This window comes from Mesorhizobium sp. M2E.F.Ca.ET.209.01.1.1, assembly GCF_004010375.2.
Taxonomy (GTDB): Bacteria; Pseudomonadota; Alphaproteobacteria; order Rhizobiales; family Rhizobiaceae; genus Mesorhizobium.
On sequence record NZ_SADP02000008.1, the window covers coordinates 131,060 to 154,690 of the forward strand.

At 60.6% G+C, this 23,631-nt stretch carries 18 protein-coding genes and 2 pseudogenes; 4 read left to right on the top strand and 16 right to left on the bottom strand.

Features of this window, described 5'->3' with window-relative positions; genetic code table 11:
- The 16 genes and pseudogenes from EN852_RS16885 to EN852_RS41690 all read right to left on the bottom strand — a co-directional run.
- A complete protein-coding gene (locus EN852_RS16885) occupies positions 1-243 on the bottom strand; it encodes a DUF2274 domain-containing protein (protein ID WP_126057786.1) in 243 nt (80 codons plus the stop codon).
- A 12-nt stretch (positions 244-255) separates the two neighbouring features.
- Positions 256-1,470, bottom strand: coding sequence for a TrbI/VirB10 family protein (locus EN852_RS16890; protein ID WP_126057785.1), 1,215 nt, complete (start codon positions 1,468-1,470; stop codon positions 256-258).
- A complete protein-coding gene (trbG, locus tag EN852_RS16895) occupies positions 1,467-2,492 on the bottom strand; it encodes a P-type conjugative transfer protein TrbG (RefSeq protein WP_127232321.1) in 1,026 nt (341 codons plus the stop codon). Before trbG ends, EN852_RS16890 begins: the two co-directional genes overlap by 4 nt.
- 1 nt (position 2,493) lies before the next feature.
- Positions 2,494-3,225 carry a conjugal transfer protein TrbF gene (trbF, locus tag EN852_RS16900; RefSeq protein WP_126063930.1) on the bottom strand — a complete coding sequence of 244 codons (732 nt, stop codon included), beginning with the start codon at positions 3,223-3,225 and terminating at the stop codon, positions 2,494-2,496.
- Positions 3,226-4,548, bottom strand: a complete 1,323-nt coding sequence (gene trbL, locus EN852_RS16905; protein ID WP_126057783.1) for a P-type conjugative transfer protein TrbL — start codon at positions 4,546-4,548, stop codon at positions 3,226-3,228.
- 33 nt (positions 4,549-4,581) lie between these two features.
- Positions 4,582-5,307, bottom strand: a complete 726-nt coding sequence (trbJ, locus tag EN852_RS16910) for a P-type conjugative transfer protein TrbJ (RefSeq protein ID WP_024502854.1) — start codon at positions 5,305-5,307, stop codon at positions 4,582-4,584.
- Positions 5,304-7,754 (bottom strand): conjugal transfer protein TrbE, encoded by a 2,451-nt coding sequence (gene trbE, locus EN852_RS16915; RefSeq protein ID WP_126057782.1) that lies wholly within the window; start codon positions 7,752-7,754, stop codon positions 5,304-5,306. The genes trbJ and trbE overlap by 4 nt, the downstream gene beginning before the upstream one ends.
- Positions 7,748-8,020, bottom strand: a complete 273-nt coding sequence (locus tag EN852_RS16920; protein ID WP_024502852.1) for a VirB3 family type IV secretion system protein — start codon at positions 8,018-8,020, stop codon at positions 7,748-7,750. The genes trbE and EN852_RS16920 overlap by 7 nt, the downstream gene beginning before the upstream one ends.
- On the bottom strand, positions 8,020-8,328 hold the full coding sequence (locus EN852_RS16925) for a TrbC/VirB2 family protein (protein WP_126057781.1): 309 nt from the start codon (positions 8,326-8,328) through the stop codon (positions 8,020-8,022). The genes EN852_RS16920 and EN852_RS16925 overlap by 1 nt, the downstream gene beginning before the upstream one ends.
- A gap of 12 nt (positions 8,329-8,340) precedes the next feature.
- A complete protein-coding gene (gene trbB, locus EN852_RS16930) occupies positions 8,341-9,309 on the bottom strand; it encodes a P-type conjugative transfer ATPase TrbB (RefSeq protein WP_024502850.1) in 969 nt (322 codons plus the stop codon).
- Complete coding sequence (locus EN852_RS16935; protein WP_095488561.1) at positions 9,306-9,719, bottom strand: CopG family transcriptional regulator; 414 nt, start codon at positions 9,717-9,719, stop codon at positions 9,306-9,308. The genes trbB and EN852_RS16935 overlap by 4 nt, the downstream gene beginning before the upstream one ends.
- A gap of 116 nt (positions 9,720-9,835) precedes the next feature.
- Positions 9,836-11,860, bottom strand: a complete 2,025-nt coding sequence (locus EN852_RS16940; protein ID WP_024502848.1) for a conjugal transfer protein TraG — start codon at positions 11,858-11,860, stop codon at positions 9,836-9,838.
- A 206-nt stretch (positions 11,861-12,066) separates the two neighbouring features.
- Positions 12,067-15,588 (bottom strand): Ulp1 family isopeptidase, encoded by a 3,522-nt coding sequence (locus EN852_RS16945; RefSeq protein WP_245454737.1) that lies wholly within the window; start codon positions 15,586-15,588, stop codon positions 12,067-12,069.
- An 833-nt stretch (positions 15,589-16,421) separates the two neighbouring features.
- Positions 16,422-18,728, bottom strand: a complete 2,307-nt coding sequence (locus EN852_RS16950; protein ID WP_126080685.1) for a S9 family peptidase — start codon at positions 18,726-18,728, stop codon at positions 16,422-16,424.
- A gap of 515 nt (positions 18,729-19,243) precedes the next feature.
- Positions 19,244-20,167, bottom strand: a pseudogene (fni, locus tag EN852_RS16955) (type 2 isopentenyl-diphosphate Delta-isomerase); the annotation flags it as partial.
- A pseudogene (locus EN852_RS41690) lies at positions 20,156-20,395 on the bottom strand (hypothetical protein); the annotation flags it as partial. The pseudogenes EN852_RS41690 and fni, both read right to left, overlap by 12 nt.
- Positions 20,396-20,706: 311 nt before the next feature.
- On the opposite strand from EN852_RS41690, the gene EN852_RS16960 reads away from it, so the two are divergent.
- The 4 genes from EN852_RS16960 to EN852_RS16975 are packed head-to-tail and all read left to right on the top strand — an operon-like array spanning position 20,707 to position 23,631.
- Positions 20,707-21,003, top strand: coding sequence for a DUF2604 domain-containing protein (locus tag EN852_RS16960; protein ID WP_126057779.1), 297 nt, complete (start codon positions 20,707-20,709; stop codon positions 21,001-21,003).
- Entirely contained in the window at positions 20,996-21,613 is a 618-nt protein-coding gene (locus tag EN852_RS16965) for a putative metal-binding protein (RefSeq protein ID WP_126057778.1), read from the top strand. Before EN852_RS16960 ends, EN852_RS16965 begins: the two co-directional genes overlap by 8 nt.
- Positions 21,610-22,098 (top strand): Mov34/MPN/PAD-1 family protein, encoded by a 489-nt coding sequence (locus tag EN852_RS16970; RefSeq protein ID WP_126057777.1) that lies wholly within the window; start codon positions 21,610-21,612, stop codon positions 22,096-22,098. Before EN852_RS16965 ends, EN852_RS16970 begins: the two co-directional genes overlap by 4 nt.
- Positions 22,099-22,101: 3 nt before the next feature.
- Complete coding sequence (locus tag EN852_RS16975; RefSeq protein WP_126057776.1) at positions 22,102-23,631, top strand: E2 ligase fold family C protein; 1,530 nt, start codon at positions 22,102-22,104, stop codon at positions 23,629-23,631.

Sequence of the window (23,631 nt, forward strand, 5' to 3'; positions counted from 1 at the left end):
TCACGATTTTCCGGCAAGCTCCGTCGGCAGACGTTCTTTTCTGGCCCTGGCAAAGGCTCGGTCGCCTTCCAGAAACGCCGCCAGCATGAAAGGGATGAGTTCTGCCACGGTTTCAGACTGACCATAGGTCTGACGGTAAAGTGCAGCATACTCCTTGAGTGTTTGGCTCAGCTCCGCGCTGACGGTAATGGTGATCTTCGAAGCTGTTCGGTCCGGAAGTTTTCCAAGTTTCAGGTCAGCCATGATAACTCCTGCTCAACTGGCGTATGGCCGCAGCACGATGTCCTTGTGCACGATGACGCGCAGTGGCCAACCTGGGCGGACGACGATGGTGGGCTGGATATTGAGGTTTTTTTCGGTGATGCGCTGGCCGGCTCGACTGGCGTTCTGCTGGGCTGATTCCCGGATCGCCTTGACCAGATCGCTCTCGTTTTCGCCGAGGCTGAATTCTGTGCCGACACCGAGCAATGTGGCAAGCGCCACTCCCTTGATCATCTGCCAAGTGTGGAAATCGACTTTGTCTTCCAGCCCTGCGTAGCCGGCGGTGTCGCTCGCGGGCAGATTGTCGATTTCGGCCGACGAGCCGTCGGGCAGCAGAATGCGCTGCCAGACCAGCAGCGCTCGCTTTTGCCCGAACGCGACGACGCTGTCGTAGACGCCGATAAGACGTGAGCCCTGCGGAATCAGCAATATGTTGCCCGTGACCGTGTCGTGCACATTTTCGGTGACTTGCGCGACGACAAGGCCCGGCAAATCGGAATTGATGCCGGTGATCAGGCTGGCGGCAATCACGCTGCCAGCCATCAGTTGATATGGCGAGATCGGCGTCTGAAGCGCATGCGGATTGTAGATCCCGCCAGTGCTCCGCTGGCTGAGAAAATCAAGCTTTCGCTGCTGATTGTTCTGGTCGCCTTCCGCCGCCGCCACCGAGGCTGACGCGCGTCCTGCTTCGGATTGGGGAAGCGCCTCAAATGGATGCTGAGCAGTTTGCACGCTCTCTCCGACATCTGTCTGTTGAGCTCGATTTTCGACGCGGAAAAGCACCCGCGATTCACGCGCTTCGATCGCCTGCTGCGCTAGACGCTGCTCCTCGGCCGAGATGTCTTGGCCCGGCACGATGCCGAGCTGGCGCTGCCGCTCGAGGATGGGGCGGCCGAGGTCGCCCGGCAAAGGTAGCCCAAGGACGGGAGGCTTTGGCTTCATGCCGGAATAGTCATGGGGAAGCGTATCGAGTCCCTCGGCGGTTGGTTTGCGCTCAGTGTTGTAGAGATCTTCCGCCTGATCCCTGATGCGAAGGGCCGGCCCCTGGAGGGCGATCATGGTAACGCCGAAGACAGCGCCGGATCCGAGCGCTGCGATAGCGATGATCACACCGCGCCTGAACCGCACCACGCGGCGGGGAGAGGCCCGAAGCTGCAGTTCCTCGGGATCCAGTTTCGGCGGGATGCCAGAGCGGGAATTTTCGATCATGAGCCCTCACCTCGCCGGCTGCCGCGAAAGAGCGAGATCCGCCGTTGCGGTTGCCTGCCGTCAATCCTGCTGATGCGGATCACCTGCTGCCGCTTGGTGCCGAGGCGAAGTTCGGCCGCGGCGAAGAGCCGATCGACGATGTAATAGTTGCCGCGCACGCGATAGTTGACGAGCTCGCTGCTCCCATCTGCGCCGACGATGAAGAGTGGTGGCGCCTCGCCCTGATCTATGCGACGAGGGAACTCAATATAGACCTTGCTGCCGTCGTCGAAGGCTCGCGTCGGTCTCCAGGGCGGTGTGTCGCCACTGATTGAGTAGCGAAAGCGAAGGTTTTCGAGCGCGATGTTCGACGCGACCGGTGTAACTGCCTCGGCTTGAGCATTGCGCTGGCGAAGCGCGATGATCTGGTCTTGGCTGTAGGTCCAGGAGATTGCCGCCATTGCGGTCTTCTCGGTGCTTTGAAGCTGCAAATGATAGGTCCGCCGGTCCGTCGTAATGACGACATTGGTGGCAAGACCCGGCGCGAAGGGTTTTACCAGAACATGGGTGCGCTGATTGTCACCGGTGCCGCTTGCGGTATCGCCAATGACCCAGCGCACGGTGTCGCCAGCCGACACGGCGGTTAGTTTCTCGCCCGGCTGCAGAGCGATGTCGGTCACGCGCTCCGGCGCGGCATAGAGTTGATAAAGCGCGCCATCGGTGAAGGGGTAGACTTGCACTGCATTAACATACCCGTACTTGGTGGGTTGCTGGGTCGCGGCTTTGTTGGCATCAGCGACGCGTTCTTCAGGAGGGCGCTTGTCCTCGGCCTTGCCGGGCTCGGGCTGCATTTGGCCAGGCAGCGGCAGTGGTTTTGGCACCTCGACAATTCTAATCGGCCTCTCCGGCGCTTTTTCGATCGCGGCCGGTTTGAAGTCGGCAGCGTCATAGGAAATCTCAGGCGGCGGCACCTTCTTCGATGCACAAGCGGAAACGACCGCTGCCGACACCGATAGGATCAGCACGGCACGAATCGGTGACATTTTACCTTTCATTGGTGGACTCCGTCGGAGAAAGGGGGGCTGGGACGGCGCTGTCGAGCTCGCGTGACCAGTCAATGGCATTGATGAAGACGCCGAGCGGATTCTTGCGCAGCTGATCCGTATTGCTTGGCGAGCGGATCACGATCGTGAGGATCGCAGTCCAGCGCATCGTGCTGGCAAGGCTTCCGCGCTCAAACACCTGCTCGGTCCATTTGACCTGGAATGAACTTTCGGAGGCTCTGACCACGCTGGTGACCTGTACCGAAACACTGCGCGTTCCGATCTGACCGAAGGGGTCGTTCGCCTTGGCGTATTCGTTGAGGAAGAGCGCTGCGCGATCGCTAGCAAAGTCGTACGCTGCCAACCAGTTCTGCCGAACCAAAACCGGATCGGTGGAAACGGAACGGACATTCTGGATGAAGCGGCCGAGATGCCAGGCGATCTGAGCATCCGAGGGCTCATAATTCCGGACCGCCGGCGCGACGGCGCGCGTCTCGCCGAAGCCATCGACCTCGACGACATAAGGCACGACACGGCTTTGCATCGACTGCCATACGAGTCCGCCGGAAAGCCCGGTCGCCAAGGCCAGGCAGCCAAGGGCCATGATCCGCCAGTTCCTGGCCTGCAGTCGAGATGAGCCGATGCGCTCGTCCCACAGTTGGGCGGCTTTTTGATACGGCGTGACCGGTTCGGGTGTTTTGCCGTAACGGTGCACGGGTCGCTTGAAGAGCATCTAGTCATCCTTGTCGTTGAGAGAGGGGTTGGCGCTGCCTCCCGGCCGGTCTCCGTCTCGGACAGCTTGCATGGCAGCGTGGCGATTTGCCCGGGCGGTCTGTTCAGAACGTAGGCGCCTTGCCCACGTCGGCGCCGAAACAGTGGCCGAACCGGCAGAGCGTTCGGTCATTGACGCTGTCGGCGCGCCGCCGGTCGCGGTCCACGCGGCATCGCGCCCGGCATCGGCGTTGCGCCCAACACTTGCAGTGGCGGATCGCGCTATGCGTATAGCGGCGCCGCCAGCTGCACTGGTTACACCATGCATTCCAGCAGCCACACCGGAGAGGCCAGCGTCGGGCGAGGTTGCGCGCCCGATCTGCCATGACGTGGAAGCAGCCGATCCCATTGTTGTGCCGGCTCGGATGGCGGCGAGACCGCCGCTGGTTGCCATACGCGCGCCAGCAAATGCTGTGCCTCCAGCAACGAGTGATACACCCGCTGCCGCCGCGGTCGTGCCGAGGGCGGCGCCCGCCCCAAGCTGCGGTGCGCCTGAGACAAGACCCGACGCGATCCCCGGCCCAAAAATGCCAAGGCCAAGCAGTGCCAGTGCGCCCAGTACCTGGGACATGGCACCGGCAAGATCCGGCTCCTTGCCTTGCAATGCGGAAGCGAACTCCCCGAAGAGCGTGGAGCCGATACCGACAATGACGGCGAGCACCATCACCTTGATGCCTGACGAGATAACATGGCCGAGCACGCGTTCGGCCAGGAACGCTGAACGGTTCCAAAGTGCGAATGGAACCAAAACAAAACCTGCCAGCGTGGTGAGCTTGAACTCTAGGATGGTGATGAAAAGCTGGATGGAAAGGATGAAGAAGGCGATGATAACCAGGAACCAGGCCATCAGCAGCACGAAGATGGTCAGTGCGTTGCCGAAGATTTCCGGGAAGCCCAGGAGCTGACTGGCTTGGTCAAGCATTGGCCAAGCACCTTCGAAACCGGTCGCGGCAATGCGGCCCGGGCGCAAGAGATTGTCTGCCGACAGATTGCCGGCCGACGCCTTAATCCCGAGACCGGCAAAAGAACGATAAACGATATCGGCGAGGTTCTTGAAATTGTTCAGAATGAAGGCGAAGACGCCAACATAGAGCACCTTGCGGACAAGCCGGCCGAGAACGCTGGTTTCGTCGCCGAGCGCCCACGCCAGGCCGGCAAGTGTGATGTCAATGCCGATCAGAATGGTAGTGAGGAAGGCGAGGTCGCCCGATAGCAGACCGAACCCGCTGTCGATGTAGCGGATGAAGGTCTCCATGAAGCGATCGATGACGCCAAGGTCGTTCATGCCGCTGCCTTTCTCGTCGTGATGAACTCGTGATTAATTGCCGGGATAAGCCGAGCCGGTACCCAAGAACCGCTTCGTCATCTCGCGGGCGGCTTCGTCTGACTGGGCCTTGCGGGCGGCATCCTCGGCCTCAGCTCGAAACTGCGTTGCGAGCAGCGTCTGGATCTGCATCTGCTGTTTTGTCGAAAGCGCCATCAGCTGGTTGGTGGCCTGGCTTGCCTGAAGCGCACCGGCCGCCCCTTGGCTGCGGTTGACGAGATCGGCGAGCAGATCGCCGTCGGCGCGGACGTTCTCGACGATTTGCGACTGGACACCCATGGTCTGGCGGAACGCCTGCATGGCGGTTTGCCAACGCTCCCGCGCAGCACTCGCCACATCGCTGACTTTGATCGTGGCGTCGTAGCTTTCCGGATATTGGCTGCGCCACTGGTCTTGAAGCTTGCCCAGATCAAAGCTGAGGCCACTCGCCTGGTCCATCAAGCCGTCGATGCGATGGAGCGAACCGGTGAGTTGGCCAACGGAAGAGAAATCCAGACGCTGAAGATTGCGCGCCATGTTCTGCAGCATGGTCGCCTGATTCTGCAGCGACTGGATTTGGTTGTTGATCTGCTCCAATGCGCGCGCGGCCGTCAGCACGTTCTGCGCATAATTGGACGGATCGAACACGATAAGGGCGTACGCGGGCTGCACATAGTCGGCCATAGGCTTGGCGATCAGGGAAACGGTGATCAGGCCGGAGAGAAGGCGTCGCCGCATCATGAGAATTGCTCCTTGTCTGGTTGAGGGAATTGCTTGAGAAGTTCGCCGGCCCAATCGAGGCCGCGCGCGATCAGGAACTGCGAGGCAAAGCTGCCTTGCCCGTCTTCGGACATGATCCTGTCGATCAGAGTCTGCGTGGCCGGATCGGAAGCACCGCAAAGCGCAAGAGCGATGGGGCCAAGCTCGAGCTCGAACAGACGGTTGCCGCGGCGCGATTGCAGATAATACTGACGCTTCGGCGTGGCGCGGGCGATCAATTCGATCTGCCGCTCGCTTAAACCGAAGCGCTCGTAGGCTGTGCGCGCCTGGGGTTCCACGGCACGATCATTGGGAAGGAAAATGCGCTGCGGGCAGCTTTCGATGATTGCCGGCGCTATGCCAGAGCCCGCGATATCAGCCAGCGACTGCGTAGCGAAGACAACCGACACGTTCTTCTTTCGCAGCACCTTCAGCCATTCGCGGATGCGGGCGGCGAACAGCGGATTGTCGAGATAGACCCACGCCTCGTCGAGCATGATCAGCGTGGGCCGTCCGTCGAACCGTTCCTCAAGTCGCTGGAACAGATAGGTAAGCACCGGCAGCAAAGCGCCTTGGCTGTGCATTAACTCCTCGGTCTCGAAACACTGCACATCCGACAAGGCCAGCCCATCATGATCGGCATCGAGCAGGCGGCCGAAGGGACCGTCGAGCGTGTAGGGCATCAATGCGGTCTTCAGCGCATTGGATTGAAGCAGGACCGAAAGACCGGTCAGTGTGCGTTCCTGCGCCGGCGCGGTGGCAAGGCTGGCCAGCGCTGACCAAATAGCCTCCTTCACCTCCGGCGTGACGGTGACGTTCTCGTGGGCAACAAGGCTGGCGATCCATTCGGCCGCCCAGCTTCGGCTAGCCTGGTCGTTGATGCTGCGCAGTGGCTGAAAGGCAAGGGAACCGTCCGCTCCTAGCGCGTGGTGTTCTCCACCCATGGCAAGTGTTGCAGCACGGGCCGAATTGCCTTTGTCGAAGACATAAACCTGGGCGCCGGCATAGCGCCTGAACTGCAGAGCAATCAGAGCAAGCAGAACCGACTTGCCGGCGCCGGTCGGACCAACAACCAGCATGTGGCCGACATCTTCGACGTGGGTGGAAAGCCGAAACGGTGTCGACCCACTGGTCTCGGCAACGAAAAGCGGTGGCGCTTCGGTTTGGGTGACTTTCGCGAGATGCTCGTTTGTCGCAGGACCGGCCCAAACCGACGACAGCGGCATGAGATGGGCAAGGTTCAATGTATGAACGAGCGGTTGGCGAACGTTAGCGTAGACATGGCCAGGCAATGAGCCGAGCCAAGCCTCGACCGCATTGACGCCTTCTCGGATCGTGGTGAAGCCGAGCCCATTGATGATGCGCTCGACCGCGCGAAGCTTCTCTGCAGCGGCTTGGCGATCCTCGCCCCACACCGTCACGGTGGTGGTGAGATAGCCGAAACTCACATGATCACCGCCCAATGCCTGAAGGGCTTCGTCGGCATCGAGCGCCTTGTTGTCGGCATCGTTATCGACAAGCGGGACCGGCTCGTTGGTAATGACCTCGCGTAGGATTGCCACGATCGATTTGCGCTTGGCAAACCACTGCCGGCGCAATCGCGTCAGCGTCTTCGTGGCTTCCGTTTTCTCGAGCGGAATGAAGCGCGTCATCCAGCGATAGGCGAAATCCTGATGATTGAGGGTATCGAGGATTCCGGGCCGGGTGAGGTTCGGAAAGCCGAGGATGGTCAGTGTGCGAAGATGCTGCTCACCCAGCATCGGCTCCAGGCCACCGGTAAGCGGCGCATCGACCAGGATTGCATCCAGATATATCGGCGTTTCCGGGGCCATGATAGGATGGCGACGAGGCGAAATCGTGCCGTGGAGATAGGTCAACGTCTGAGCATCATCGAGGACGCGTACTTCGGACATGAAACCCGAGAAGAGATCGAGCACGCGGTTGGTCTCGTCACGGAACCTCGCCAGATCCTGGCGCCAGTCTCTTTCTCCTCGGGAATAATGAGAGTCGACGAGCGCGCTTTCTGCGCGCGCCTGGGCGTCCGGCGGTGGCATAAACACCAAGGTCAGATGATAGCGGCTCTCGTAGTGCGCTACCTTCCCCTCGAAAGCAGCGCGGCGTTCTTCGTCGACCAGCCACGACGCGGCGTCAGGAAAATGCGAGTTCGGATAGCCCAGCGCTTCTGTGCGCTCGGCCTCAAAGAACAATGCCCAGCCAGAGCCAAGGCGTCTGAGAGCATTGTTCGCCCGGGCGCAAATGCCGACGAGTTCAGCCTCCGTCGCACTTTCGAGATCCGGGCCGCGGAACCGCAACGTCCGCTGAAAGCTGCCGTCCTTGTTGAGCACGATGCCGGGCGCCACCAAGGCAGCCCAGGGTAGATGGTCGGCAAGCCGGTCGGCTTTGCTTCGATATTCCGAAAGGTTCAGCATGCAAGCCACCCCTTCAGACGTAGGTGGCGCACAAGCACGCTGGCGAAGTCCGGATCGCGTCTTGCGGCAAACACCGCTAACGAGTGGCCTGCGATCCAAAGCACCAGACCAGCAATCCATTGCTGCAAGCCGAAGCCAATGGCCGCGGCCACTGTACCGTTGAGGATCGCCACCGCGCGCGGAGCCCCGCCGAGCAGGATCGGCTCGGTCAGCGCCCGGTGGACCGGTACTGCGAAGCCCTCGATATGCTGCTCCCCGGCGGCCATCAGACGAGCGCCCCACCACCGAAGGAGAAGAAGGAGAGGAAGAAGCTCGATGCCGCGAAGGCGATTGACAGACCGAAGACGATCTGAATCAGGCGCCGAAAACCACCGGCGGTGTCGCCGAAGGCAAGCGTCAGGCCGGTGGTGATAATGATGATCACCGCAACGATCTTGGCGACCGGTCCCTGCACGGACTCCAGGATCTGCTGCAGCGGCTGCTCCCACGGCATGCCGGAGCCGGCGGCATAAACCGGGGCCGTGTTAAGAAACGCGAGCGCTGTGGACGAAAGAAAGCGAAGCTTCTTGCGCATGAGGAAGGCCTTTCAAAGCTGCTGGAGTTGCGAAAGCGTGAGCGGGGCAACGGCGTAATCGCCGCTGCCGTCGAGACCGGTGACCTCGGCGATTGCGTCGATGTGGCGCGACGAGCCGCGTCCCGCTATGAAGACGATCAGATCTATCGCCTCAGCGATGAGCCGGCGGGGAACGGTGACCACCGCTTCCTGGGCGAGTTGCTCAATGCGATAGAGAGCCGAGCGCGCGGAATTGGCGTGTACGGTAGCGATGCCGCCTGGGTGCCCGGTGTTCCATGCCTTCAGCATGTCGAGCGCTTCCGCGCCCCTCACCTCGCCCACGATGATGCGGTCCGGCCTGAGCCTCAGCGTCGAGCGCACGAGATCGGCAAGGGTGACCGAGCCCCGCCTTGTTCTCAGGGCAACGCAGTCCCTGGCCGCGCACTGCAGTTCGCGTGTGTCCTCGATCAGGATCACCCGATCGTCGCATTCGGCGACTTCAGCCAGCAGAGCGTTGGCGAGTGTTGTCTTCCCCGAGGAAGTGCCGCCGGCGATCAGCATGTTGCGCCGCTCGCGGACGGCCTTTTTCAGCGCATCGGCCTGCAGCGGCAGCATGATGCGTTCGGCAACATAGTCGGCCAGGGTGTAGACTTTCGCGGCGGGCTTGCGGATGGCAAAACATGGCGCCAACACCACAGGTGGCAGCAGGCCTTCGAAGCGTTCGCCAGACGGCAATTCGGCACTGACGATCGGGTTGTCGGCGTGCGCCTCGGCGCGCACGTGCGAAGCAACCAGGCGGATGATACGTTCTGCCTCGGACGGGTGCATGTGAACGTCGGTATCGACCCGACCTTCGCCTAACCGGTCGAGTCGCAGCGCGCCGTCGGGATTGACCATCACCTCGATGACGGACGGATCGGCCAGGGCTTCGGTGATTGCCGGACCCATGGCGGTGCGCAGCATGACACGCCGCCGGTGGTCGGCCTCGGGATGAGAGCTCATCCTTCCCCTCCCCCACCATTGTCTTTGCTAAGCGACTTTTTGCCGGAAGCGATCTGGCGGCCGACCTTCTCAACGAATTTCTCGAAACGCTCTTGGGCAATAGCCTGCGTTGCCCGATCCGGGACCGGCGTGTGGGCGTGAAGGGTGATCGAAAAGCGGATGAAGAGCGCCAGGCTCTCCAGGATCACCTCGGAATCGCGCCTGACGTGGGCAAGATCGCGGGAGAGCCGGTCAAGCCTTACGCCGTAGCGCCGATCGAACTCGCTCTCGCCACGCCGCTCGATGAACGCCTCGATCGCCTTCGCCACGATCGCTGATTTGGTCGTTGACGGATCGCGACTGAGGTTGTCCAGTTTCTCGCTGAGCTCCGGCTCAAGCAGAAACTGATGGCGAATGCGGTGCGGCTTCATGCGGCTCGTTCCGACGGCCCGGCGTTGCGCCGGCGACGGGAGAAGCATCGGCCAGACGCTCAAAATTGCTTATGGCCGTTATCTACGCTGAGGTGCGCTCTGCAACTCAGCGGACTTCAGAAGCCGGGAATGACATCGTCGCCCCTGCCCTCGTTGATACCGTAGGCGCGGGCCGCAGTGGAAATCCGATCCATGACACGCTTGTCCGCGAGCGCTTCGCTGTCATCGTCTGCGGGCTTGTACAGATCGGCCTGATCGGGCTCTTGAGAGACAACAACGTCTTCTTCGGGCAGGCTTGGATGGCGTTGCTGCTGAACGCCTCCCTCGTCTTCAACTGGCGCGTCGGCGCTTTCCTCGTCCGCAGCAAGTCGGCTATCGACGCTGCACACTTGTCCAGTCCAGCCGTCCGGGCGTGATGCAGGGCAGTCCGCATAGGGTCCGTCGTGCAGCACCGGCGCAGGCAGCACCCGATCTGTGAAATTCTGATCCTGATAATAGCGCAGCTTCTTGGCGCGGATCGGCGGCAACCCAGAAACCAGGACCAATTCGTCTGACGGCGGCAATTGCATCACCTCGCCTGGCGTCAGGAGCGGGCGCGCGGTTTCCTGGCGGCTCACCATGACATGTGAAAGCCAGGGCGCAAGCCGATGGCCCGCATAGTTGCGCATCGACCTAAGTTCGGTTGCGGTGCCGAGGGCATCCGAGATGCGCTTGGCCGTGCGTTCGTCATTGGAGGAAAAGGCAATTCGCACGTGGCAATTGTCGAGAATAGCATTGTTCTCGCCATAGGCCTTTGAAACCTGGTTCAAAGATTGTGCGATCAGATAGGAGCGAATGCCATAACCTGCCATGAAGGCGAGCGCCGTTTCGAAGAAGTCGAGGCGACCGAGCGCCGGAAACTCGTCCAGCATCATGAGCAGCTGATGCTTACGGCTCTTCTTCGGGTCCCCCTCCAGACGCTCCGTCAACCGCCTGCCGATCTGGTTCAAGATCAGTCGCACCAAAGGCTTGGTGCGCGAGATATCCGAAGGCGGCACGACCAGATAGAGCGACAGCGGTCGCTCTCCATCCACTAGGTCAGCGATGCGCCAGTCGCAGGACGAAGTGGCCGCCGCGACCGTTGGATCACGATAAAGCCCAAGAAAGGACATGGCGGTCGAGAGGACGCCTGAGCGCTCGTTTTCCGACTTGTTCAGGAGTTCGCGAGCCGCCGAGGCCACTACGGGATGGACCTGAGGGTTATGCCCCGTCCCGAGATGGTTTGTCGTCATCATCCGCCGTAGCGTTGCGGCAAACGAGCGTTGCGGGTCCGACAGGAAGGTGGCGACGCGGGCTAGCGTCTTGTCCTCTTCAGCGTAGAGCACGTGCAAAATGGCGCCAACTAGGAGTGAATGGCTGGTCTTCTCCCAGTGATTCCGTCGCTCCAGCGCGCCCTCGGGATCGACGAGGATGTCGGCGATGTTTTGAACGTCCCGGATCTCATCTGGGCCTTTGCGCACCTCCAGCAGCGGGTTGTAGCGTGCCGATCTCGGGTCGGTCGGATTGAACAGAAGGCAGTACGAGAATTTCGACCGCCAGCCGGAGGTCAACTGCCAATTTTCGCCTTTTATATCATGAATGATGGCAGACCCGGTCCAGGAAAGTAGCGTTGGAACAACCAGCCCCACGCCCTTGCCCGAACGCGTCGGCGCAAATGCCATGACGTGCTCCGGGCCGTCATGGCGCAGATAGCGATCGTTCAGCCTACCGAGGAAAACGCCCGCCGGCCGTAACAACCCTGCCGTCTCGACCTCATGAGTCGTGGCCCACCGTGAAGACCCATAGGTCGTAACCGACCCGCGCTGTCGCGCGCGCAAAAGCGAGCCTGCGATTGCGGCGGCACAGCCCAGGAATCCGCTGGCGCCTGCAAGCGTACCGGCTTTGTCGAAGACCTCCGGCGCATAAGCATCGAAGTGGAACCACCATTCAAACAGCTTCCACGGCTTGTAGATTGGCCAGCCGGCGAAGAGAAACCATGGTGCGCCGAGAGGCGTCTGGTAGGTCAGCATTTGAGCGCACCATTGGGTTGCCGTCCATACGCCGATAATGACAATTGCGCACACAACGGCGATCTGCCCGATCAGTAGCTTCGTAGGTGTCATCGGCTTGGCCCGCTGAACAACGCGACCTAGCATCGCGCGGTGCAGCCGGGACAGGAATGTTCCTCACATACGATTTGGGAGCAATGAACGACTTCCTACTATGCAGGTCGGTCAGCACGCGTGTTGCGCCTTCACGCGACACCATCCTCTCCATTCACCCTGAGGCCCGGCGCCGCCGACAGTTGCGTGACCGCTCCTCCGCAAAGTTATCTTCTGCGTTCAGGGAGCCAGGGCGCCTGGGCTGGCTGATGAACACCGTCCGCTCGCGCATGTGGGGTCGAATTGATTTGTGCCCAAGTGGAGGCAGGCTCATCATTCAACAGTTGCCGCAGTTCCCCTGGCTCGAACGCCATCATTGGTGGGGAGGCAGGCTCGTCTTCCAACAGTTGCCGCAGTTCCCCTGGCTCGAACGCCATCATCGGTGGGGAAGCGGGTTCATCCTCCAACAGCTGCCGCAGTTCCCCTGGCTCGAACGCCATCATCGGTGGGGAAGCGGGTTCATCCTCCAACAGCTGCCGCAGTTCCCCTGGCTCGAACGCCATCATTGGTGGGGAGGCAGGCTCGTCCTCCAACAGTTGCCGCAGTTCCCCTGACTCGAACGCCATCATTGGTGGGGAGGCAGGCTCGTCTTCCAACAGTTGCCGCAGTTCCCCTGACTCGAACGCCATCATTGGTGGGGAGTCAGGCTCGTCTTCCAACAGTTGCCGCAGTTCCCCTGGCTCGAATGCCATCATCGGTGGGGAGGCGGGTTCATCCTCCAGCAGCTGCCGCGGCTCTTCCTCGTGCGGCAAGCGCCTCCTTAGCCGGTCTTGCAGCGCCTGCCGATCGGCAACGAGGTTGTCGAGGGGCAGCGGCTCGTGGTCTGGCCGCTGCCCTTTCACCAATCGTTCAACCAGCGCCCACGTGCCCTCCAGGACAAATACGCCGCAATCATAATGGTTCGTCTGTCTGGCCATGGGGGCTGGCGCCAAGGTAGCATTCAGCAGTCCTGCGAGCTGTTTTGCAGGCACGTCGTTATATCCCTCTCGCTGGAGGGAGTCGTAGTGATAGGCGAACCGCCTTTCGGGGTCGCGGCGATCAACGAGCAGCAGCGACCAATGGGTGCCGGGGCTAGTAGCCGTGCCATTATTCACTGGCAAGAACAGGAAGTCGGCTGTGGCGTTGTTTTGATTATAGATGGACTGCAATATGCCTCGAGCGTCTTGCGGCGACGTGTGTCGCAGTAGATGGGATACGGAAGGATCCACCAGCCGAGTCCGGGCAGCGAGCGCCGGATTGATCCCCTGCAGTTGCCGCTCCAGCAAATTGTAATCTCTCTGGACATGGGCGTCGCTCAGCCATTCGGCGGCGCCGAGCACCCGCCCCGTTGCAACGTTGGACGGGGCTGTCGGATCGAGCGCCCCGATCTGAGCCCCAGAGGAACTGGTCGTCAGTGTGGTCACATCAACCAGTGGAAGGCCGCGGTAGGTGCCTGGCAGCTTAGCGGTTGCTGGCGAGGCGGGTTGGGGAGCTCTTGCCGGTGCCGCTGGCCCAGCTTCAGCAGCGGCCCCAACGCGCCTGGTGACTGCGTCTGCCGGATGAGCAGCAAGGACAGTTTCGCGCCCGAGCACAATGCGCGGCAGGATATCCCGGAGGTGAGCCAATGCAGAACCGATACTTAGTCTATTACCATAGGAGACAGCCTTGAAGCTCTCAACATCTTTATCCAGCGATTTGTCGTGAATCCGAGCGGCAATCCCAGGCTTGTTATTTTGACGCAGATACTGGCTAAAATGTCTAAGAAAATTTGTATAGCCGCCCACGGTATCTGGATTCCGTCCGGTCGCAGGCGCTGCCAGGTACTCCTTGGTCGAAGCGGCTCTGTAATCTCTAATGAGCTCGGCATCGTCAGGATAGGGGATCACGAGAGGGCGACCCATAATCGGGGCTCCGCTTGTCGACTTCTTGAGGTAACGCAGTGCGCCAGCCACGGTGGAGGAACCACCCGTACTCTCGTACTCCTTGAGATCCTGATCCAGCGACGAATGGTAAAGCCGAGCAGCAAACCCTGGCTTGTTGTTTTGAAGGAGCCACCGACTAAAGCCGAAAAGAGAATTTACATTGAAAGTGACCGTGTTCGCGCTGGCCTTACCCGCGTGGAATGCTGCCCTCAGCCCTTCGATAGCGGTCGCATCGTTGGAATAGACAGGACGCTTGTCGGAACCGTTGGGGACTACAATTGGACGATCCGGCTGCACTGTCGAGGACATCGAACCACCACCTCCGGGATGCGGTGCTGGGGTGGATTCGTGTTCATCCCTCTGCCTGACGAGCTGCGCCTCAGATTCCGGTGTAGCCACCTTATGAGGATCCTGCATCGGTTCGATCCCCTCCATCTCCTGCTGCAACCAAGCCAAAGCTTGGCGAGCGGCGGCTTCATCAACCGCGGAGGATGTCTCCACACCTCTGGCGGACGCCGGCAGAGCCTGCTCCGCCCGCCGTCGAAAGAGCTCTGGCGAGGCGGATTTCTCCGCCCACAATCTGGGCTGCGTAGCGAGTCCCCGTCCAGATTTATGTGGCACCGCCTCGCTTGGCAGCGGGCTGCTCCTGTCCCGTGCAGCTACCAGCCCCTCCGGGGCGCCCTGGTCGCCGTGGCGCCAGTTCAAGTGAGGGACGGCCTCTCCAAAGTCGGGTGCTTGGTGTTGGTGCGCGGTTGGGGCGAGAGACAATGGTAGATCGGTGCCCTCCTTATAACCTACCGGCAGGAGCTCCTCTGGCCAATCGAATCCCTGCTGTGGTGCGGTATGCTGAGCAGCGTCGCCACGGGGACGAGCCTCCATGCTGACCGCGTTTTCCAGATGACTCCCGAGTATAACGCGCGGCGGGTGCTTGCGGATATAAACCAGTGCAGATTCGATCGGAGCTCCACGAGTAGAGGAGGCGGCCTTGTAGCTCTCAACATCTTTATCCAGCGATTCATCGTAAATCCGGCCCGCAATCCCGAGCTTGTCATTTTGACGTAGGTAATGACTGAAATGGTTAAGAGCAGTTGCGTAGCCGCTCGCGGATCTGAAATGTCTAGTGAGCGCGGCGTCGTCAGGATGGGGGTTCAGGACAGCGCGACCCACAATCGGGGCGGCTCCGCCTATCGGCTTCATCAGTTGACGCAGTGCGCCAGCCACTGTGGAGGAACCACCCCTACTCTCGTACTCCTCGAGATCCTGGCTCAGCGACGGATGGTAAAGCCGAGCAGCAAACCCTGGCTTTTTGTTTTGAAAGAGCCAACGACTAAAGCCGAAAAGAGAATTTGCGCTGCGAGTGACCGTGTCCGGCCTGGCTTTACCCGCAAGGAGTGCAGACTTCAGCCCTTCGATGGCGGTGGCATCGTTGGAATAAACAGGACGCTTGTCGGCACCGTCGGGGGCCACAATTGGACGATCCGGCTGCACTGTCGAGGGCATCGACCCATCGAGATGCGGCGCTGGGGTGTATTCGTGCTCATCCCCCTGCATCGCGAGCTGCGCCTCCCGTTCCGATGTACCCACCTGATGGGCAGGGAGTTGCATCATCGCGCGAGCGCCTGAGTCACCAACCTGACCTGGTTGCCGCTCAGTGACAGCATGCTGCAGATTGCTTTGGATCCTCTGCCTCTTCGTTGGTCTCAACTCACCTTTGCCATGCGAGCCATTGACGAGGACATCCTCGCCTGGTGCACTCATCAACTCATCCGCCGCCTGCAATTCGCCCAAGTGCTGCTCAAAACCGGCTTGGCCGGCTTGTCCGCTTGCTCGTGCGGTACGGCGTGCTGCACCTGCAGCCAAGCTGCTACGATGAATGTCCAGTTTGTACGGGTGCACGCTAGCCTCACTTCCACAGATCACATGAGCAACCTACTCAGGCAAGCTTTCGAAAGGCTGACGAGGTCCGCCGCCGCGGAAGGCGAAGGCTGGTTTTCTGCTCAGCGGTTGACGGCCTAGCGTGTTGCGGCCGCGCCGGGTATCACGCCAATCAATCTGAATAGTCGATGCGTCAAACGAACCAGGATAGGATTTTCGTAGCGGGGCTGCTCTACTCACTCTTGTCCTGAGGTAGAATTCAACCATATCGCCGAGCAACTGGATGCCGATTGGATACCCGATCCGGAAAGCTTCAGCTCATATGTGACGCGAGGATGAGAATCGTGGCAGCTCCAGACCGACGGGCTGCCACCCACAGCGGCGATGACCGACGAGGGTCTTCTATTGCCAAGGTAATCGTCCGTTCGGGGACCTATGTGTTCCTATGCTCGTCGAGCGGATCGGGTGGGCCGCACCGCCGTAGCGTTACGGCGAGCGGAAGCGGCGTTGGGTGCGGCTTTTCCCCTGAACGCTTCACACCAGGCTGATAGGGGATCTTGCAATCGCACACACGCGGTCTGCAGGCGTGCCTATCAAGCAGTTTGCTCAGACCAACGTCGCGGCGAGCCTATCCTCAATACGCAGCGCAAGTCCTAGACTCCACGATCGTCCTTCGGTGCAGATTTGCTCGCGCCTCGCCCTGATTACAGCCGATAAGGCGAGCTAACAATTGCAAGAGCCACAAGCTACTCCAGCTCGATCGGTTTGCTGTTCCAGTCGGGCGGGGTCTGACCGAGAATGTTGCGAACGAAGAAGTCTAGGAGTTTGCGCTCGGTGTAGGTGCCTAGAGTATGGTGATTGGCACCAGGAACGTAGACAATGTCAAAATCTTTTCCTGCCTTGATGAGTCGATCGGCAAGCTGGAACGAGCAAAACGGATCGACATTATCATCCATTTCGCCGACCGCGATCATCAGCTTGCCCTGCAGCCTGTGAGCATTGTCAACGGCGGAGGATTGCGAATATTCAATGCCGACCGGCCACCCCATCCACAGTTCATTCCACCAGGTCTTGTCTATCCTGTTGTCGAAGCAGCCGTTTTTGGCGACGGCGACCTTGTAGAAATCGGGGTGAAAGAGCAGCGCGCTGACTGCACTCTGGCCGCCGGCGGATGCGCCAAAAATGCCGACGTTGGATATGTCGTACCATGGATATTGCGCGGCCGCCGCCTTGTGCCACAGAATGCGATCGGGAAATCCTGCGTCCTTCAGATTCTTCCAAGCAACATCATGGAAGGCGCGGGAGCGGTTGTTGGTGCCCATGCCGTCGATCTGAGCAACGACGAAGCCCAGCTGCGTGAGCGGCTCTGTCCACCGCGAGAAGGATTTTGGGACGAAGGAGCCGTGGGGTCCAGCATAGATATTCTCCACAACCGGGTATTTCTTCGTCGGGTCGAAGTTGGCTGGCAGGTGGAGCACACCCCAGATGTCAGTTTTGCCGTCGCGCCCCTTGGAATGGAAACTGAGCGGCGGCTGCCAGCCTGCGGCGACGAGCTCGGAAATGTCGGCCGTCTCGATCTGCTGGAGCTTGGCATTGTCGCTGGCGCGGTAGAGTGCCATGCGCGGGGGCAGATCGATGCGTGACCAGAGATCGACATAATAGCGCCTGTCAGGCGAGAACTCGATATGGTGGTTGGCCGGTTCGGGCGTCAGTGCAGTCAGTCCCTTGCCGTCAAAGCCGATGCGGTAAGCATGGACCCAATAGGGGTCCTCCTGCGAGTTCATCCCGCTCGCCTCGAACCAGATCTGACGCTTCACCGGATCGACATGGTTGACCCTCCGGACGACCCACTCACCTCGGGTGATCTGGTTTTCGAGCGCGCCTGTCCGGCCGTTGAAAAGATACAAATGCTCATACCCGTCGCGCTCTGATGCCCAGATGATCTCCTTCCCGTCATCGACATCGTAACGGAAGATTTTTCCGGCATCCTCCTGGCCATGCCCCAGCGGCAAATAATCCACGAATGTCTCGCTGGTCTCATCGATCAGGGAGCGCCCGCGGCCCGAGGCGGCGTCTACCTCGACCAAGCGATAGAGCTGATGCCCGCGCTGGTTATATTCGAAAGTGAAGCCGCGGCTGTCCGCCCACCACCGGAGAGGGGAAAGTTCGAAGACGTTCGAGAAGAGGGCACCGTCAATCACGATCTGGCGCCGGCCGGCAATGTCGAACAGGACTGGTTGGGGCAGCGGAAGGACATCGCCCGGCCTGGGATAGAATATTGTTGAATATTCCCGCTCCAACTGGTCCGTCGATGAATTGAGGTAGCGGACCTCTCGCCTATAGCCGGGGCGAACAAGGTAAGCGGCGAGGTGGCGCGAGTCCGGCGACCAGCTCAGCGTCGAAAAGACGTAGCAATTGCCTTCGGCTCCGTCCCGGCTCAGAGGAACATCCTGCAATCCGTCCTCGCTGCGCAGGAAAACGTTGCAGTTCTTGATATAGGCGATCCATTTGCCGTCGGGCGACGCGTTGCTCTTGTCGGGGTTGTTCTCCGCTGGCGGCGTGTAGCGGTGGCTGAGCTCCCTACGGTCCCCTTTCCTTGCATCGAATGTGGTGCTGGTACAGTCATAGCTTGCAAGGTCGCAGCTCCACCGGGTGTCTTCAATCTGGAAGTCGAGCCTGCGACCATCCTCACTCAGTTCGAAACGGTCGAACGGAAGATTGCCGGCTTGATAGCTCTCATGGCTCACCTTGTTTAGCGCTGCCGCCAGACGCGCCTGATCGAAAGCGGGCCGCTTGAAACCCGTGGCAGCATCGACCTGCATGAACTGCTGCTCGCCGTGGCTAGTCCGGCGGTAGACGAAGGCTTCACCCCCGGTCAGCCAGAAAGGCATTTTGGGGACATTGACAGTGAGCCCGCCATATCGATCGTTGATCGTAAGTGCGCGCTTGAAATCGGCCGGCGCTAGCGTCGGGTGTAAACTTTTCGAACCCTTGGCCAGCGTCTGAGTTGCCGATCGCCATGCCGCGCGCGTCAAAGCGCCGATCCTGGACATACCTGTTCACTTCTTTCGGTTTTCGGAATGCTAATTTTGAAGTTGGGTTCTCGTCGCCGGTCTGCAGCAGCGCCGAGCGTCGCCTTGGAGGAGAGCCAGCACGCGGGTGCAGCCAGGCACGCGCAACAGGGGCGCTCCTTGGACATCCAGGCACTGGTTCGGGTGCCGATTGAAGAGTTGGCGTCCGTCGCCGAAACAACCAGGAAAGAGCGTCCATGCAGCCCTGACGCGACTATTTCCCCGCGAGTATGGCCGCTTGCTTTTCTGCATCATCTGAAAGGTCCTGCTCTAGTCGGGCCGGATGTCACCCCGGCAGATTGTGCTATTTCGACAATCTCCGAGCGATTGCCGCCGGCCCATGACGAGGTTTACCGATAGGGCGCAATATGCGTGCCAAAGGAAAAGCGGTTTAATACACGGCAATCCGCCTATGTCGCATCCCCAACATCGTCGCACACCGGACAATGCCGGACGATATTGTCCCGGGGCGTCAAATTGGTTTGATGGTGACCCAACAACTGGCGGATGACGATCTCGAAATGCGCGACAACGGCCTCGGTGGACACTGTCGCCGCGCCCAGCACGCTGGCCGCCTGCCCGGCGATGTCCGCGCCCAGGCGGATGGCCTTGGCCACGTCGACGCCATCGCGGATCCCGCCCGACGCGATCAGCTTCACCGTTGGCAGCGCCCGACGCACCGCCTGCACGCTGGTCAGGGTGGGAATCCCCCAATTGGCGAATGACATCGCCACTGCACGGTCGGCGGCATTGCGGGCGCGCTCGCCCTCCACTGCGGCCCAACTGGTGCCGCCGGCGCCGGCGACATCGATTACCGCCACGCCCGCCTCGACGAGCGCACAGGCCACCGAGGCGGACAGGCCGCCCCCACTTCCTTGGCCACGATCGGCACGCCCACGATGCGCGCGGCGCCAGCGATCAGCGCCAGGACGCCGCGCCAGTCGCGGTCGCCCTCCCGGCTGTACCGCTTCCTGCAGCGGATTGAGATGGACGATGAGCCCATCGGCCTCCAGCGCGTCCACCGCGCGACGCGCCAGGTCCAGGCCGTCGGCCTCCCGCAGTTGCGCGGCGCCGATATTGGCCAGCAAGGGAATGTCTGGCGCCAGGCGGCGCAGCGCGCGCGTTAGCCCCTGGGAGTTACGGGATTGCAGGCTCACACGCTGCGAACCGCACATGGCGATCCGCAAGGCTTGCGCTGCCTCGCTCAAATGCCGGTTGATGGCCTCGGCCCGTGGCATGCCGCCGGCCATAGAGCTGATCAGCAGCGGCGCGCGCATAGCCTTGCCCAGCAGCGAGGCGCGCAGGTCGATCTGCGTCAGGTCCAACTCGGGCAGTGCGCAGTGTTCGAAATGGATGTACTCCCAGCCAGCGGCCACCGTGGCCGGCGCCGTTCGCCGATCCAGCACCAGCGAAGCGCGCAGCTGAGCGCAGCCCTCGAATCCGGAGAGAACGCACGGTACGCCGTGCCCCAGCGCCTGCTCCACGGCGGCGAGCTGCTCCGGCGCGATCAGGCCAACGTCGTTGCAATTGTCTAGCCAGAACAGCAGCGCCAGTTCGCGATAGAACGCCACGATCAGCGTTTCGTTCTGCGGATCACGGCCGGTGCGGGCGCTGGTGTCGCGCAGGCTCGGGTGAATGCGTTGCAGGATTGGGGGACGCGTGACGCAGTCAAAGCTCCCCTTGCCAAGCACGGAGCAGGCGAGTGAGAGAGCAGATGAATAGGCGTGTCGCCAATATTTTCGCATTGCTATAATCGATTATAGTTGTGAGGAGCAATTTGAGACCATTTACTTGCGGCTCAAGTCACCCATAAAAGAAGGCAAGCACCGATTCGGTAGCTTATCCCCTGTCTTTCGCGTACTCGCGGCCGTGGCGCCGGGTGAACGATTGAAGACCGCCGGTCTCACTCGCAGGTGGGCGCCAGGGCGTGGGACGGTTGGCAAGCCACAGGAGTAGGACAATGTCGAAGGATTCGGGTAAGGGCGATAATCACGGCGGCGGGCCGGGCAAGATCGAGATCACGATGGTGGTGAACGGCCAGCCCACGCAGGTCGAAGCCAATCCCAACCAGCCGCTTCACGTCATTCGTACCAAAGCCCTTGAGAACACGCAGAATGTCGCCCAACCAGCCGAGAATTGGGAATTGAAGGATGAGGCCGGCAACTTGCTCGACGTCGACAAGAAGCTTGGCGATTTCGGTTTCCCGAATACTGTGACCCTGTTCCTCAGCCTGAAGGCGGGCGTCGCAGGTGCCTAAACCCCAAAGTGTGGATCCGGAGGTCTCCCGAGCGAAGTTTGATCGGGAGATCGGCCGGTTCCGGCCATATGCTGATGTCTATCGGGCTCAGGGCTGCTTCTTGATCGAGGCGACCTTTCCGCGCGCTTTCTTCATTTTCGCAAGCCTCAAGTTAAAACCACGGGTGATCAGCGCAGCGAGCGAGGTCGACTTCACCGACTACGACTTAAGACCACCGTCCGTGGTCTTCGTCGATCCGTTTACGCGTCATCCGATTGCCCGGAAAGATCTATACCTGAAAATGCTTAGACGTCCGCCGCTGCCCGGAACGCCGCCGGAGATGATAGGAGCTCTCATCCAGCAGAACGCCGTGCCGCTGACGGACTTCATCCAGGCCAACAGTCCCGAGGACGAACCATTCCTGTGCATGGCGGGCGTCCGGGAATACCACGACAATCCAGCCCATTCAGGTGATCCATGGCTACTTCATCGGGGTTCTGGCGAAGGCTGTTTGGCCTTCATCCTGGACAAGATCATCAAGTACGGAATCATTCCTATAGAGCAGTTGCAGATTCAACTCCCACCGGCAATCGTAGGAATGGTGGTATCCCCTCAGGCGATACAAGAATGACTGGTTTGAGAGATGTAACGATCGTGACTCTCCCGCGCGGCTGCATCTCGACCACGCATGGGCATCTGCGCTCAGTTGGTCGCGAAGGCAATGAGGGGATGGCGCTCTGGGTCGGCGTTCAGCAAGACCGGCACTTTGCCGTAACAGAGACGGTTATCCCGGCGCAGCGTCACATTCGGACAAACGATGGCGTTTGCGTGATCGTTGCGGCCGAAGAACTGCACCGGCTCAATGTCTGGCTCTACAAAAGCGGCCTGAAACTCTTGGCCCAGATTCACAGCCATCCGGGCCGCGCCTACCATTCGACGACGGACGACGCTTATGCGGTTGCTACCACGGTTGGGTGTCTGTCGCTGGTAGTGCCGAATTTCGCCCGCGAGCCTTTCGATTTTGCTCGGGTCGCCGCCTATCGGCTTGACGAAAAGGCCAAATGGAATGCGCTCCCTCCCGCGGCACTGTCGCGAATGATCATGATATCGAGTTGAACAATGGCATTCGCTAACTTCATCGATCGTGCCGCCACGGCGGCATCTCAGGTCCTGGCCGATTTTCATCTGGGAGACTTCAAAGCAGCTCTTGAAAAGCAGGTCGTGGCAGTCGCCTTCGACCATCAGGCCGCTTCCTGCGCCGAAGGCCAGGCGACACTAGATCTTGCGGTGAGATTGCTCGCTAGGCTCTACCCGGTTCTGGCGATACTCCCGCTGGACAGCGCGGCGAGCTCTCAAGCCCAAGCGCTGGAGCGCTTGGCAAAGTCGATCAATCCAAAAGTCGGCATCCGGCGTTCCGGCAAGTCTGCCACCGTCTGCGTCGTTGCAGGGGTAACGCGCCCATCACTCCGGTGCCCGATCTTTTTCGTGGGATCGGACGGTTGGGCGGCAAAGCTGTCGCGTACGGACCCGGTGGGCTCTGGCCCAAGTCTGCTGCCTTTTGGAGCTGGCGCCGCCAGTTGCTTCGGCGCCGCCAACGTCTTTCGAACTATCTTCGCCGCCCAGTTGACCGGCGCCGAGTTGGACGAAACCATCGACCTCTCGCTATGCAGCTACGACAAGACCAAAGCCGGGGAGGCTGGCCCGATCGACTTCCCAGTCGACCTTGGCGAAACCCACCTCGTTGGGCTCGGTGCGATAGGCCATGGCTCGCTTTGGGCGCTAGCGAGACAACCCGATCTCAAGGGTCGTCTGCATGTAATCGATCACGAAGCGATCGAACTCTCAAACCTGCAGCGCTACGCATTGGCCGGCCAGGCGGAGATTGGTATGTCCAAGGCGGTTCTTGCAGCCACCGCCCTTAGATCGACTGGCCTTGAGGTCGAGGCGCACCCTCTGACGTGGGCAGAATATGTTGCGCGCCGGGGCAATTGGGTCTTAGACCAAGTGGGTGTGGCGCTTGACACCGCCGCCGACCGTCTGGCTGTCCAAGGTGCACTGCCGCGATGGATCGCAAACGCTTGGATGCAGGAGCACGATCTCGGTATCTCCCGGCATGGTTTCGATGACGGCCAGGCTTGCCTTTGTTGCATGTACCTGCCATCCGGAAAATCCAAGGACGAGCACCAGCTGATTGCCGAGGAACTCGGAATACCGGAAGCACACGAGCAGGTGAAAACGCTCCTGCAGACAAATGCCGGAGTTCCCAACGACTTTGTAGTTCGCGTGGCTACAGCGATGGCTGTGCCGTTTGAACCGCTAGCCCCGTTTGTCGGCCAGCCCCTGCGCTCCTTTTATCAGCAGGCTATCTGCGGCGGTCTGGTGTTCCAGCTTAGCGAAGGAAGTCGCCGCGTTCGAACTGTGGTTCCGATGGCCTTTCAGTCGGTGCTTGCCGGGATTATGCTTGCCGCGGATTTGGTCAAGCATAGTGCGGGGTTTCCCATGAGCCCGACGACGAGCACTCGGGTGAATCTTCTGCGCCCCCTTGGCTCTCACTTGCACGATCCGAAGGCCAAGGACTCCAGCGGCCGCTGCATCTGTAGCGACGACGATTTCATTGCCGCTTACAGGCGCAAATACGGAGCGCGTTGA